The organism is Rhodopila globiformis (assembly GCF_002937115.1).
Classification (GTDB): Bacteria; Pseudomonadota; Alphaproteobacteria; order Acetobacterales; family Acetobacteraceae; genus Rhodopila; species Rhodopila globiformis.
The window spans coordinates 55,398-69,291 of the sequence record NZ_NHRY01000078.1 but is presented as its reverse complement, the minus strand read 5'-3'; the positions used below and the strand labels follow the sequence as shown (position 1 = coordinate 69,291).

General features: G+C 66.6%; 10 protein-coding genes. 5 read left to right on the top strand and 5 right to left on the bottom strand.

Annotated elements, in window-relative coordinates:
• The first annotated feature begins 669 nt into the window (after positions 1-669).
• Entirely contained in the window at positions 670-1,815 is a 1,146-nt protein-coding gene (locus tag CCS01_RS08975; RefSeq protein WP_104518486.1) for a phytanoyl-CoA dioxygenase family protein, read from the top strand.
• A 53-nt stretch (positions 1,816-1,868) separates the two neighbouring features.
• On the opposite strand, the gene CCS01_RS08970 is transcribed toward CCS01_RS08975, so the two are convergent.
• Positions 1,869-2,204, bottom strand: coding sequence for a DUF6883 domain-containing protein (locus CCS01_RS08970; RefSeq protein ID WP_146101627.1), 336 nt, complete (start codon positions 2,202-2,204; stop codon positions 1,869-1,871).
• A gap of 34 nt (positions 2,205-2,238) precedes the next feature.
• Positions 2,239-2,406 (bottom strand): hypothetical protein, encoded by a 168-nt coding sequence (locus tag CCS01_RS33550; RefSeq protein ID WP_158258302.1) that lies wholly within the window; start codon positions 2,404-2,406, stop codon positions 2,239-2,241.
• A 216-nt stretch (positions 2,407-2,622) separates the two neighbouring features.
• Between CCS01_RS33550 and CCS01_RS08965 the strand changes: the two genes are divergently transcribed.
• From CCS01_RS08965 to CCS01_RS08950, 4 genes are read left to right on the top strand one after another with little or no spacing between them, the layout of a single operon-like run.
• On the top strand, positions 2,623-4,071 hold the full coding sequence (locus CCS01_RS08965) for a DUF3375 domain-containing protein (RefSeq protein ID WP_204848191.1): 1,449 nt from the start codon (positions 2,623-2,625) through the stop codon (positions 4,069-4,071).
• Positions 4,072-4,665: a DUF4194 domain-containing protein gene (locus CCS01_RS08960; RefSeq protein WP_104518484.1), complete on the top strand. Its 594-nt coding sequence runs from the start codon at positions 4,072-4,074 to the stop codon at positions 4,663-4,665. It abuts the gene before it with no gap.
• Complete coding sequence (locus CCS01_RS08955) at positions 4,662-8,051, top strand: ATP-binding protein (protein ID WP_104518483.1); 3,390 nt, start codon at positions 4,662-4,664, stop codon at positions 8,049-8,051. The genes CCS01_RS08960 and CCS01_RS08955 overlap by 4 nt, the downstream gene beginning before the upstream one ends.
• Positions 8,048-9,247, top strand: a complete 1,200-nt coding sequence (locus CCS01_RS08950) for a DUF3322 domain-containing protein (RefSeq protein ID WP_104518482.1) — start codon at positions 8,048-8,050, stop codon at positions 9,245-9,247. The genes CCS01_RS08955 and CCS01_RS08950 overlap by 4 nt, the downstream gene beginning before the upstream one ends.
• A gap of 500 nt (positions 9,248-9,747) precedes the next feature.
• Here the strand turns inward: CCS01_RS08950 and CCS01_RS08945 are convergent, their stop codons facing one another.
• From CCS01_RS08945 to CCS01_RS08935, 3 genes are all read right to left on the bottom strand, one after another.
• Positions 9,748-10,869 (bottom strand): hypothetical protein, encoded by a 1,122-nt coding sequence (locus CCS01_RS08945; protein ID WP_104518481.1) that lies wholly within the window; start codon positions 10,867-10,869, stop codon positions 9,748-9,750.
• 72 nt (positions 10,870-10,941) lie between these two features.
• A complete protein-coding gene (gene nuoN / locus CCS01_RS08940) occupies positions 10,942-12,366 on the bottom strand; it encodes an NADH-quinone oxidoreductase subunit NuoN (protein ID WP_104518480.1) in 1,425 nt (474 codons plus the stop codon).
• The gene (locus tag CCS01_RS08935; protein ID WP_104518479.1) at positions 12,366-13,889 is read right to left on the bottom strand and encodes an NADH-quinone oxidoreductase subunit M; all 1,524 of its coding nucleotides are present in this window, start codon (positions 13,887-13,889) and stop codon (positions 12,366-12,368) included. Before CCS01_RS08935 ends, nuoN begins: the two co-directional genes overlap by 1 nt.
• Positions 13,890-13,894: the final 5 nt, after the last annotated feature.

Sequence of the window (13,894 nt, the reverse complement as noted above, 5' to 3'; positions counted from 1 at the left end):
GACGCCAAGCCCGCTGCGGTTGCCTGATCGGCCTGCCACAGCAGCACGACGTAGTGCCAAGGCCTGGCCGTGCGCTCATAACCCATTGATGGGATTATTTTTTCCGAAAAGCACTGTTAAACTTGGGCATGACAAGCGGCACCGGCGCACCATGAATCGCCAGGCGTCGCCGCACGGGTGGACCGGTGAAGCTGCCTGATATGACGCCAAGATCCGCACCACACCGCGCGACGTCCCCCTGACGCTCTGCGGCCCTCCAAGGCCCTCAGTTCCTTCTCGGCGCGAACAGAAATACGCCATCAACCACGCTGTCCCAACCGGGGACGCACTATCCCGGACCACGGCCAGCCCGAACCAGGAAGGCCACGCCTCAATCCTTCACGCATGCCCTCCGAAAGCCCGACTCAAGTAGACAGGCTCTGACAGGCGACCGAGGCGCCGCAGGTCGTGGACAGGTTCTGCCACACGTGCTTCCCGTGGCCGGGATAGCCATGTCATTATTTCACCGCATCGATAGGTCTGCTGGCCTGGCTCCATCGTTGCAAACGTGCCGACCCGCCAATCTTGACAGGCCCTGCACCATCGCGGCTTCTGCTGGTCGAACCCGTGGCCGGACGTGCGCCTCCTTGTTCGCCGGCTGCGCATGAAATGCGATACGGAGGACGCGCCATGAACCAGATCCCGACCGCCGGCTACGGCCCCGAGGAAGCCGCCATGCGGGCCTACCTGCGCGACGGCGAGCAGCGCGCAATGGCGCTGGGCAACCGCGGGCCGATCCGGTTCACCGCGGATGGAGCGGTGCATCCCGAGATTCTGGAAGCGTACTGGCGCTGCGGCTTCTACGTCTTCGAAGGCGTGCTGAAGCCCGACGAGCTTGCCGACATCGAGGCGGACTTGCACGCCATCCTCGACCGCCTGCCGGTGGAGAAGGGCGCTGCCGTCGATGCCAAGGGCCGCCCGGCGCTGGACGTGGGGCTGACCGCGCCGACACTGTTCTGGGCGAAGCCGTTGGGCGATCCGTTCGGCGGCACCAGCCTCGCCGGCGGCCGGCATCCGGTGAAGATGTATGAGCCGCAGGCGGCGGCGGACGCGCCGAAGGAGGTGGTGTACCTGATCCTGGGCTCCCTGCAGTTCTCCGAGGCGGCGCTGCGGGTCTATGGCCACCCGCGGCTCCTGGCCGTCGCGGCGGCGGTGAACGGCGAGGATTTCGTGCCGTTCAACGAGGCGCTGTTCATCAAGGAGCCAGGCCGCGGCGCCTCGGTCGCCTGGCACCAGGACGGGGTGACGCACTGGAACAGCCCGGACTGGGACCAAGGCTCGCATGGCTTCAACTTCATGGCGCAGCTGTACGGCTGCACCCCGGCCAACGGCGTCTGGGTCGTCCCCGGTTCGCATAAGTCGGGCAAGGCCGACATCAGGGCGATGGTAGCGGCGGCGGGGTCCGAGCGGCTGCCCGACGCGGTGCCGATTGTGTGCAAGCCGGGCGACGTGGCGATCACCAACCGGCAGGCGGTGCACGGCTCGTTCGCCAACACCAGCCCGGACTGGCGGGTGACGGTGAATTTCGGCTTCCACCGCCGCCGCTCGGTGCTGGGGGTGCAGGGCGGCGGCCTGCACAACGCGCCGGTGGTGTATGACGCCGGGCGCATCCGCCAGCGCGCCCGGATGATTGGGTACGGCATCGACGCAAGGCGGCAGCGGTTTCCGGACGAGACGCCGTATGTTTACAAGCCGCAGGCCGGGGAGACGTACCGGTGGGATGCCGAGGCGAAGGCCGGGATCAGGGACTACAACCTGCTGGATTTGAGCATCTGAAAGGGCGGGTGGAACAGCCGCCCCTTCCTGGCGCAATCACCCGGAACATGATGTCATGGCGACAAAGGGACATTATTGCGCGGCGGACCGGCATAGCCGGTGACAAACCGAGGCACGGATTGTCCCGCATCGACCATCCAGACCGTAAAGGCACACGGGTTGCGCCCATCCGGCGACGGCAACGAGCAACGCACAGTGTATTTCACCCCATGTACCGTTTGGTACACGGCCTCGATATGGTTCAGTTGCGGGTGCCACCGCAGCGCAGCGATCCATTCCATCTCGCGGTTGGGATGGAATCCGTGATCGGTGAAGAAGCGGGCCTTGCCGCTGGTAACGAGGTATTTCAGTTTGCGGGGATCGACCTGAGCGTTCTGCGCCCCAGGCATCAAACTCATGCCTTGAGGTCTCCGTGTTCGATGGTCAGCACGACGTGGGGGTATGGAATTCAACCTCATAGGCTTGGCCGTCCGCGTATACCCCCATGATGACGCCATGCGCACCGGCCGGCATGGAGATGCCCTGCACCTCTACCGGACGCCTGAGCGTGACGTCGGTGAATTCAGTGAATGGCGGGTTGGCTTCCGGCATGAGACTGGTCCTGCTCGATCGGACGAACGCTGATGGCTTATAGCTGATGACAACGAGCCGTCATAACAAGATCGTGATGTTGACATACGTCTCCACCACTGTGCCCGGCGGCACACGAGGAGATCCGATCGCTGTATCCACGCCTCTCTGCGACTCGCGCCGTAATGCGCTATGCTGGCCTGTGTTACAGCGAGAAGGCAAAGCGAACCGGCGTCCATGATGGAGTATCGCACCCTCGACACCCTGCGCCGGACCCACCCCGGCTGGCGGCTGCTGGTGGCCGATCACGCGCCGCTGGTCGCGTCCTTCCTGCACGACAGCTTCATCCAGCCCAACGTCCGCGCCTACAAGCGCCAGGACTTGGTGTCCCGCCTGGACGACCACCTGTACCGCCTGCGCGAGCAGCTTGGCGAGGCCGCCTTCCCCCGCTCCGCCCAGCAGTACCTCGACGACTGGGCGGCGGACGAGCGCGCCTGGCTGCGCAAATACTACCCGCCCGCCGACGACGAGCCGCACTACGACCTGACCCCAGCTGCCGAAAAGGCGATCGACTGGCTGGTCAGCCTGGGCCAGCGCCAGTTCGTCGGCACCGAATCCCGCCTGATGGCGGTGTTCGACCTGCTGCGCCAGGTGGTGGAGGCGACCGAAACCGACCCCGAGACCCGCATTGCCGAACTGGAAAAGCGCAAGGCGGCGATCGAGGCCGACATCCAGCGCATCCGCGACGGCCATGTCGTGCTGATGGACGACACCCAGGTCAAGGACCGCTTCCAGCTCATGGCCACCACCGCCCGCGGCCTGCTGTCCGACTTCCGCGAGGTGGAGCAGAATTTTCGCAATCTCGACCGCGACGTTCGCGCCCGCATCGCCAGCTGGGAGTCCGGCAAAGGCGCGCTGCTGGAGGACATCTTCGGCCAGCGCGACGTCATCGCCGACTCCGACCAGGGCAAGAGCTTCCGCGCCTTCTGGGACTTCCTGATGTCGCCCGCGCGGCAGGAGGAACTGACCGCGCTGCTGCAGGCCGTGTTCGCCATCGAGGCGGTGCAGGACCTCGCCCCCGACCGCCGCCTGCTGCGCATCCACTACGACTGGCTGGAGGCCGGCGAGGTGGCGCAACGCACCGTCGCCCGCCTGTCGGAGCAGTTGCGCCGCTTCCTGGACGACCAGGCCTGGCTGGAGAACCGCCGCATCATGCACCTGATCCGCTCGGTCGAGCAGCACGCCCTGGCACTCCGCGCCGAGCCGCCGGACGGCCCCTTCATGGACCTGGACGAGGCCGCGCCGGACATCGAGCTGGCGATGGACCGGCCGCTGTTCACCCCGCCCTTCAAGCCGCGCTTCAGCGACGAGACCCTGGTCGCCGGCGAGGGCGACATCTCCGCCGAGGCGCTGTTCGACCAGCACTACGTTGACAAGCCCCGGCTGGCCGCCCAGATCCGCCGCGCGCTGCAGACCGCCAGCCAGGTGTCGCTGGCGGACCTGGTGGAAGAATACCCGATCGAACAGGGGCTTGCCGAACTGATCACCTACCTCAGCCTCGCCGCCGAGGACCGCCTGGCGCTGATCGACGACAGCGCGAAGCAGACCGTGGCCTGGACCGACGCCGAGGGCGTGCGCCGCCAGGCCACCCTGCCCCGCGTCATCTTCACCCGGCGGGCGGCGTAAATGGCGGAACCCACGCGCGACCTCTCCGCCGTGCTGGTCAGCCTGATGAAGGGCGTGACCTTCGCCGAGACCGACCCGCCGCTGTGGCAGGCGCTGCTGGCGCTGCAGGCCCGGGTGCGGGACTACGTCGCGGTGCTCGGCCTGGAGCTGATCCTGGATGAGGCCGAGGGCTACGCCTACCTGCGCCAGCGCCAGCCCGCGGAGGGCGAGCAGGCGCCGCCGCGGCTGATCGCCCGCCGCCAGCTTGGCTACCACGTCAGCCTGCTGATCGCCCTGCTGCGCAAGAAGCTGGCGGAACATGACGCCGCCAGCGGCGACGCAAGGCTGATCCTCGGCCGCGACGACATCGTCGAGATGCTGCGCCTGTTCCTGCCGGAGACGGTGAACCAGGCGCGGCTGACCGACCGCATCGACCAGCACATCAACCGGGTGGTGGACATGGGCTTCCTGCGCCGCCTGTCCGGCCGCGACGACCAGTTCGAGGTGCGGCGCATCCTGAAGGCGTTCGTCGATGCCCAATGGCTGAATGACTTCGAGCAGCGCATGGCCGCCTACCGCGCGCACGGCTTGGCCGAGGCGGAGGACGCGGCATGAACGACCTGGAAACCATCCCGTTCCCCGACCTGTTCGACGCGGTCAGCCCGCCGCGCCGCCCGGGTTTCCGCCTCAGCCGGTTGGAGGTGTACAACTGGGGCACGTTCCACAACCGCGTCTGGGGCTTCGACCTGGGCGGCGACAACGCGCTGCTGACCGGCGACATCGGATCCGGCAAATCGACGCTGGTGGATGCCGTCACCACGCTGCTGGTGGCGCCGCAGAAGATCACCTACAACAAGGCCGCCGGGGCGGAGGCGCGGGAACGCACGCTGCGCAGCTACGTGCTGGGCTATTACCGCACGGAACGCGGCGGCGCGGGCTTCGCCGCCAAGCCGGTGTCGTTGCGCGACGCCAACGCGTTCTCGGTGATCCTGGCACGCTTCAGTAACGATGCGCTGCGGCAGACCGTCACGGTCGCGCAGGTGTTCTGGCTGAAGGACGCGCAGGGCCAACCGGCGCGGCTGTACGTGATCGCCGATGGGGCGCTGTCGATCGCCGACCATTTCTCCGGCTTCGGCACCGACATCGCCACCTTGCGCAAGCGCCTGCGCGGCGTGGCGTCGGTCGAACTGCACGACAGTTTCCCCCCGTACAGCGCCGCCTACCGCCGGAGGTTCGGCATCGAGGCCGAGCAGGCGATGGACCTGTTCTACCAGACGGTGTCGATGAAATCCGTCGGCAACCTGACGGAATTCGTGCGCGAGCACATGCTGGAAGCCTTCCCCGTCGCCCCCCGCATCGACGCCCTGATCGGCCATTTCGACAACCTCACCCGCGCGCATGAGGCAGTGCTGAAGGCCAAGGACCAGATCGCCCGCCTGACGCCGCTGCTGGCCGATTGCGACTCCCACACGGCGGTGACGGCCGAGGTGGAAGGCCTGCGCGCCTGCCGCGACGCCCTGCGCCCATGGTTCGCGGCGCAGAAATCCGCGCTGCTGGACAAGCGCCTGGCGAACATTGCCGCGGACCTGGCACGGCTCGGCGCCCGCATTGCCGCCCTGCTGGAACAGCGCGGCCGGCAGCGCAGCGAACGCGACACCATCCGGCAGGCAATCGCCGAGAACGGCGGCGACCGCATTGAGCGGCTGAAGCAGGAGATCGCGGCGCGGGAAGGCGAGAAGCAGCAGCGCATCCGCCGCGCGGGCCAGTACGAACAGTTAACAACCGAACTGGGCCTGGATGCCGCAACGGACGCCGACACGTTCCTCGCCAACCGCCGCGCGCTGGAAGCCGAGCAGACCACGGCCGAAAACCGCCAGGCCGAGACGCAGAACGCGCTGACCGAAAGCAGCGTCACGTTCCGCGACCTGATGACGCAGCACGACGAACTGGCGGCGGAACTGGAGTCGTTGCGGCAGCGCCGCTCCAACATCCCGCGCCGCATGCTGGACCTGCGGGAGAACCTCTGCCGCGCCCTGAAGCTACCCGGGGACGCCCTGCCCTTCATCGGCGAACTGATCCAGGTGCGGCCGGAGGAAAAGGACTGGGAAGGCGCGATCGAGCGCCTGCTGCACAATTTCGGCCTGTCGATCCTGGTGGCGGACGAACATTACGCGCAAGTCGCCGCCTGGGTGGACCGCACGCACCTGGGCGAACGCCTGGTGTATTACCGCGTCCGCGACCGCGCCGCGGCCGGGACGGTGGACCTGCATCCCGCGTCGTTGGTGCGCAAGATCGCCATCAAGCCGGACGGCGCGTTCTACCCCTGGCTGGAGGCCGAAGCCGCCCGCCGGTTCGATTACGCCTGCTGCGACACGCTGGATCAGTTCCGCCGCGAACGCCAGGCCGTCACCCGCTCTGGCCAGACCAAAGGTGGTAACGAACGTCACGAAAAAGACGATCGGCATCGTATCGACGACCGCTCGCGCTACGTGCTGGGCTGGTCGAACGAGGACAAGATCGCCGCGCTGGACAAGCAGGCGCGCGACATCGCGCAGCGCGCGCACGGCATGGCGGAGGCGATCGCGAAGCTGGAACGGCAGCGCAAGGAGATCCAGGCGCGGCTGGGCACGCTGCAGAAGCTCAGCTTGTTCGACAATTTCCGCGACCTGGACTGGCGCCCGCTGGCGGCGGAAATCGAGCGGCTGGAACGCGAGCGGCGGCAACTGGAGGAAGGCTCCGACCTGCTACGGACGTTGCAGGCGCAACTGACGGCGCTGGAAGCAGCGCTTGGACAGACCGAAACCGACCTGGCCACGGACCAGGCGGCGCAGGCACGCACCGAGGAACGGCAGTCGCAGGCTCGGGCGCAGCAGGCGGACTGCGACACCGTGCTGGCCGCCGCGTCGCCCGAGGCGCGCTCGCGCGATTTCCCGCGCATCGAGGCGATGCGGACGGAAGCGCTGGGCACCCAGGCATTGACCGTGGAATCCTGCGACAACCGCGAGCGCGACATGCGCGACTGGTTGCAGGGGCGGATCGACACCGAGGACCAGAAGATCAAGCGGCTGGCGGAACGCATCGTCAAGGCGATGGAGGCCTACAACCACCAGTATCCGCTGGACACCCGCGAGTCCGACGCCAGCGTCGCCGCCGCGGGCGAGTATCGCGCGATGCTGGACCGCCTGGCCTCGGACGACCTGCCGCGGTTCGAGGCGCGGTTCAAGGACCTTCTCAATGAAAACACCATCCGCGAGGTCGCCAACTTCCAGTCGCAGCTCAACCGCGAGCGGCAGACGGTGCGCGAGCGTATCGGCAGCATCAACCACTCGCTGCGCGCCATCGACTACAACCCCGGCCGCTACATCGTGCTGGAGGCGGAACCGAGTCCCGACGCGGAGATCCGCGAATTCCAGCAGGACCTGCGCGCCTGCACCGAAGGCAGCCTGACCGGATCGGAGGACGAGGCGTATTCGGAAGCGAAGTTCCTCCAGGTGCGCCGCATCATCGAACGCTTCCGCGGCCGCGAGGGCAGCGCCGAGCTCGACCGCCGCTGGACGCTGAAGGTGACCGACATGCGCAACTGGTTCACGTTCTCGGCCTCGGAACGCTGGCGCGAGGATGACCGGGAGCATGAACACTATACCGATTCCGGCGGCAAATCCGGCGGGCAGAAGGAAAAGCTGGCGTACACGGTGCTGGCCGCCAGCCTGGCCTACCAGTTCGGCCTGGATGCCAGCGGCAGCAATGCGCGATCGTTCCGCTTCGTGGTGATCGACGAGGCGTTCGGGCGTGGGTCGGATGAATCGGCCCAGTACGGCCTGGAACTGTTCCGCCGCATGAACCTGCAACTTCTCGTCGTGACGCCGCTGCAGAAGATCCACATCATCGAGCCCTACGTCGCCAACGTCGGTTTCGTGCACAACCAGGACGGCCGGCTGTCGATGCTGCGCAACCTCACCATCGAGGAATACCGGGCGGAACGCGCAGCCCGCAGCGCATGAAGCCGGACGCCGGCTGGACGACGCCGGCCGATATCCGCGCCGATGTCCAGCGGCTGTGGGACCGCGGCACTATCCTCGGCGCCCGGCGGAGCGGCACGGCGGTGTTTCCCTACGCGCCCCGTTTCCGCAGGCCAGACACGCGCGACCTGGCGGACCGTTTCGACGACGTGCGCAAATGGATCCGGGCGCTGGAGCACGGCAGCAAGGCCGCGCAGGGCCACGGCTACGACATCGAATGGACCGAGATCAACCACCGCCAACTCGGCCGCAACCGGGTGCCGGCGCGCGTTGCGGTGCCGACCGAGGCGGATGCCATCCGGCTTATTGGCAAGGGGCAGGAGGCGAAACGGTTTTCCGCGCTGGCGGACGCCATGCTGACGCACTTCCCGGTGCTGTCGGACTGGCTCTCCCGGCATCCGATGACGGCGCTGGAGCATGCCGCTGACTGGGACCGCATCATCGCCATCCTGGCCTGGTTCCGCGACCACCCGCGTGCCGGGCTTTACTTGCGGCAACTGGATATCGCAGGCGTGGACAGCAAGTTCATCGAGGCGAGGAAAGGCTTGCTGTCGGACCTGCTGGACCGGGTGCTGCCGCCCGAGGCTGTCGATCCGCAGTTCCCGCCGCGCCTGTTCGAACAGCGTTACGGCTTGGCGACGAAGCCGGTCCTGCTGCGGTTCCGGGCGCTGGATCCCGCGATCCGGATCAGCGGCCTGTCCGACCTGACGATCCGGGCGGATGAATTCGCCAGGCTGGATCTCCCGCTCCGGCGGGTCTTCATTACGGAAAACGAAATCAACGGCCTGGCCTTTTCGGAAACCCCTGACGCCATCGTTATCTTCGGCCTGGGCTACGGCCTGGACCGCCTGGCCGAGGCGGAATGGTTAAGAACGAAATCGATCTGTTACTGGGGCGATATCGACACCCACGGCTTCGCCATCCTCGATCGGCTGCGGGCGACGTTTCCGCACGTGCAGTCATTCCTGATGGACCGCGCCACGCTGCTGGCGCACCGGCCGTTGTGGGGGCACGAGCAAGACCCGTTCCCCCTGCCACTCCAACGCCTGACGGAACCCGAGAACGCCTTGTTCGAAGAGCTCAAGGCCGGCCTGCACGGCGACCGTGTGCGGCTGGAGCAGGAACGGATCTCGTTCGGATGGTTCACCCACAAACTGGAAGCTTTGGCCACCGGCTGAGGCGTTCCCGCCAAGCACCCTTACTTTACCGTTTCGAGGAAACCCGGACATTGGGTTGTTCGGCTTGCAGAACCTGCTTATCCCCAAAGAACAGGCGCAGCGGGCATCGCGACCGCAGGCCGCCGATGTCCCTTCTCTGCGCGCTCTGCGCTCCGCTCGGCGATCTCTGCGTTGAAAAATGCGGTGCCGCAACAAAGATCGGCGTGGCCGGTGACCCGCCCAGCCCGAAACGCATGTGGCGCCCCAACCACCGCGATTCAACGCAGAGTTCGCAGAGCGGAGCGCAGAGTCGATGTTATACCAACCGGCTTTCAAACCAGGCGTTGCCTGTTGTCATAACCCGCCTCTCCGGGCCATAACGGTTAGGCAACATGCGCCGCTATGTTGGCGCCTATGCGGACGAGCAGGGCCGTGACAATGGAGGAGCGCCGCCGCCCTGTCTCAACCAACGTGCGGTCTGCTCACCTGTTCCCACCGGCCGGCGCTTGCTGCCGTGCAGATCACCCGCACCCCACCAGCGCCAGCGTCGAGAATGCGACCGCCAGGCGCCGATCGTCCTTCTTGCCGGCGACCAGCAGGGGGCTCGCGGCATGCGGATGATCCAGAACGATCTCGATCCTGTCCCGGCCACCGACCAGATGCCCCGGCACCACGCAGCCCACCCTTCCCCGCGGCGCCGGATCGAAACTATGCACCAACGTCCCGCCGACGATCACGTCGAGCCGTTGCGCCGGCAGCAGCGGCGGCCTGACGAAAGGAATGATATCCATCTCCAGCCAGTATTCGGCAGCCTCACCCGGATGATCCAGCATCAGCAGGCTGCGCTCGCCAATCGACCATTGGTAGCCGGCCTCCGGCCCTGACCAGCCATAGCCCAGCGCTGGTTTGGCGTTCCCCTCCAGCCCGAAGGCCAGATCGGTCCGTGCCAGCCGCGCAGCCGCCGCCCGGGCGGCGGCGAAGCGTGCGGGGCCCGGCAGCAACGACAGCGCGTAGGCCCGCCGCAGCACCGTCATCCAGGGTCCCATGTTCAGGTCCGGCACGTGCTCCCGCGGCGCGAGGCGGCGCACGTGGCCGATGAACAGGCGCTCGTCGGCGACGTCCACCGTACCGGGCGGATGCCCCGGGCAGGCTTCCCGCACCCACAGCAGAATGCCCGGGCCATACGCCGACAGTGCGATGCGCAGGTCCAGCAGGTCGCCGGCGGAAACCGGTTCGTTCTGACGGAACACCAGGATTTTCGTCGGGGTTTCCAGGTCCTCGATCAGCTTCCGCGCCAGAAAGCCGACCGTGCGGCATTGCTGGCGATGAACCGCCTCGGGGGTCATGTCGCCGATTTCGACATGCGCGTGGTAGTAGAAGTCGTACTTGGTCAGCTTGACCATATACTCGCCGTTTTCCGCCTGGACACGGATATGGCAAGGATCGTCGATCCCCTCGAACCGCGCATCCAGGGCACGCAGCACGTGCCGCAGCGGCGCGCCGGCGAAGCGCAGCAGGCCGAGCGGTTCGGCTCCCGCCAGGCGCTGCACCAGTCCAAGCTCGCAATTGTCGCCGACGCTTTCGAAGTGCAGCACCAGCGCGCGGTCGTCCAGCGCGGCAGCTTCGGTCGGATCACTATCCATGCAGCGAACCTTCTCCGGTTCGCCGCATGGTAAAGGAAGTCGTATCGTCTGCAACCGCCTGGGAACGCTCCCTCAGTGGAACAGCACCCCCGCGGCCGACTGCGCCGCGGCGACAATCGGCGCCGGGAACAGGAAGAAGAACGCAGTGAACAGGCCGGTCGCCGCCACCACCACGGTCAGCGACGCCGGCCGCGGGTCGAAGCGTTCCCCCGCCGGATCGAAGTACATCACTTTGACGACGCGGATGTAGTAGAACGCGCTCACCACGCTGGTCAGCACGCCGATGATGGCCAGCGTCCACAGCCCGGCCTGCACCGAGGCCAGGAAGATGTACAGCTTGGCGAAGAAGCCCGACATCAGCGGGATGCCGGCCAGGCTGAACATGAACACCGCCATCGCCATCGCCATGAAAGGATCGTTCGACGCCAGGCCGGACAGGTCGGAAACCTGCTCCACCGCCTTGCCCTGGCGCCGCATCGCCAGGATGCAGCCGAACGCGCCGGCGGTCATGAACACGTAGATCACCATATAGACCAGCGTGCCGCGCACCCCCGCCGCCGTGCCGACGGCCAGGCCGATCAGCGCGTAGCCCATGTGGCCGATGGACGAATACGCCATCAGCCGCTTGATGTTGGACTGCCCGATCGCCGCCAGCGCGCCCAGGATCATCGACGCGATCGAGACGATGATCACCAGAAGCTGCCACGCCCCGACCAAGGAGGCGAACGACGTCCCCATCACCCGCAGCAGCAGCGCCATCGCTGCCACCTTCGGCGCGGTGGAGAAGAACACCGTCACCGGCGTCGGCGCGCCCTCATAGACGTCCGGCGTCCACATATGGAACGGCACCGCCGAGACCTTGAACGCCAGCCCCACCAGCACGAACACGATGCCGACGACCAAACCGGCCGTGGCGTTCGCCGGGTGCGCCAGAAGGTCACGCAGCGCCATCAGGTCCATGGTGCCGGAGAAGCCATAGACCAGCGAAATGCCATACAGCAGCAGGCCGGAAGCCAGGCCGCTGAGCACGAAGTACTTCAGCCCGGCTTCTGACGACCGCAGGTCATCCCGGGCGAACGCCGCCAGCACGTACAGCGCCAGCGACTGAAGCTCCAGCCCCAGGTACAGCGTCATCAGGTTCGACGCCGCCGCCATCACCATCATGCCGACGCTGGAGAACAGGATCAGCACCGGGAACTCGAACCGGGCAATGCCCTGCGCGCGGTTCCAGTCCAGCGCCAGGATGATCGACAGCGCCGCGCCCGACAGGATCAGGATCTGGTTGAAGCCACTGAACGCGTCCTTCACCATCTGCCCGTGGAACGCGAACCCGGTCGAGCGGGTCAGCACCAGCAGCGCGGTGATCAGCAGCGCGCCCAGGGTGAACATGGTGCACAGCAGCGTGCTGTCCTGCTTGCGCAGCACGCCGACCAGCAGGATCCCCAGGCCGAGGACGGCCAGGACGATCTCGGGAAGTGCCAAAGTCCAGTTGGTCATCAGTGCACCATCCCGGCAAGCTTGGTGGTGGTGGCGAGCGCGGCGGTATGGTGCTGCACCATCGCCCCCACGCTCGCATCGAAGTAGCTGGTGAAGCTGGACGGATACACGCCCATCCACAGCGTCAGCACCATCAGCGGCGCGAACACCGCCCACTCACGCGGGCTGAGGTCCAGGATGCTGCGCAGATCGGCGTGCGTGATCCGGCCGAAGATCACCCGGCGGTACAGCCACAGCATGTACGCCGCGCCCAGGATCATCCCCATGCCGCCCAGCAGGGCGAGCCAGAAATTCACCTGCAGCGCGCCGATGATCACCAGGAATTCGCCCACGAAGCCCGAGGTGCCCGGCAAGCCGACCGAGGCCATGGTGAACAGCATGAACACCAGCGCATAGCTCGGCATCCGGTCGCCCAGGCCGCCGTAGCGGGCAATCTCACGCGTATGGATGCGGTCGTACACGACGCCGACGATCAGGAACAGCGCGCTGGAGACGATGCCGTGCGACAGCATCTGGAAGATCGAGCCGGCGATGCCCTGGAAGTTGAAGGTGAACATGCCGATGGTCACCACGCCCATGTGCGCGACCGAGGAATAGGCGATCAGCTTCTTCATGTCCTCCTGCGCCAGCGCGACCAGGGAGGTGTAGATCACCGCCACCACCGACAGGGCGAACATGAACGGCGCGAAATGGGTCGAGGCGTCAGGCAGCATCGGGATCGAGAAGCGCAGAAACCCGTAGCCGCCCATCTTCAGCAGCACGCCCGCCAGGATCACCGATCCCGCCGTCGGCGCCTCGACGTGCGCGTCCGGCAACCAGGTGTGCACCGGCCACATCGGCACCTTCACCGCGAACGAGGCAAAGAATGCCAGGAACAGCCAGGTCTGCATGCTCGCCGGGAAGGGCGTGTGCAGCAGCGTGACGATGTCGGTGGTGCCGGCGTGGACCCACATGGCGATCAGCGCCAGCAGCATCAGCACCGAGCCGGTCAACGTGTAGAGAAAGAATTTCACCGCCGAATACACGCGCCGCGGGCCGCCCCAGATGCCGATGATCAGGTACATCGGGATCAGCACGCCCTCGAAGAACATGTAGAACAGCACGAAGTCGGTGGCGCAGAACATGCCCACCATCATGGTCTCCAGGATCAGGAAGCTCAGCATGAACTCCCTCACCTTGACCTTGATCACGTCCCACGCCGACAGGATGCAGATCGGCGTCAGCAGGGTCGAGAGCAGGACGAACAGCACGGAAATGCCGTCGACGCCCATCTTGTAGCCGACTTTGTACTCGGGCAGCCACGAGACGCTCTCGTTGAACTGGAAGCCGGGGTCGGACTGGTCGAACAGCACCCACAGCACCAGCGACAGCGCAAGAACGATCAGGCTGGTCCACAGCGCGGCCCAGCGGGCGTTGGAGGCGATGGTCTCCTCGTCGCCCCGGACCATCATGATGATCACGCAGCCGACGAGCGGCAGCCAGGTGATCAGCGACAGGATCGGGAAACCGGCGGCATTGGTCATGGCAG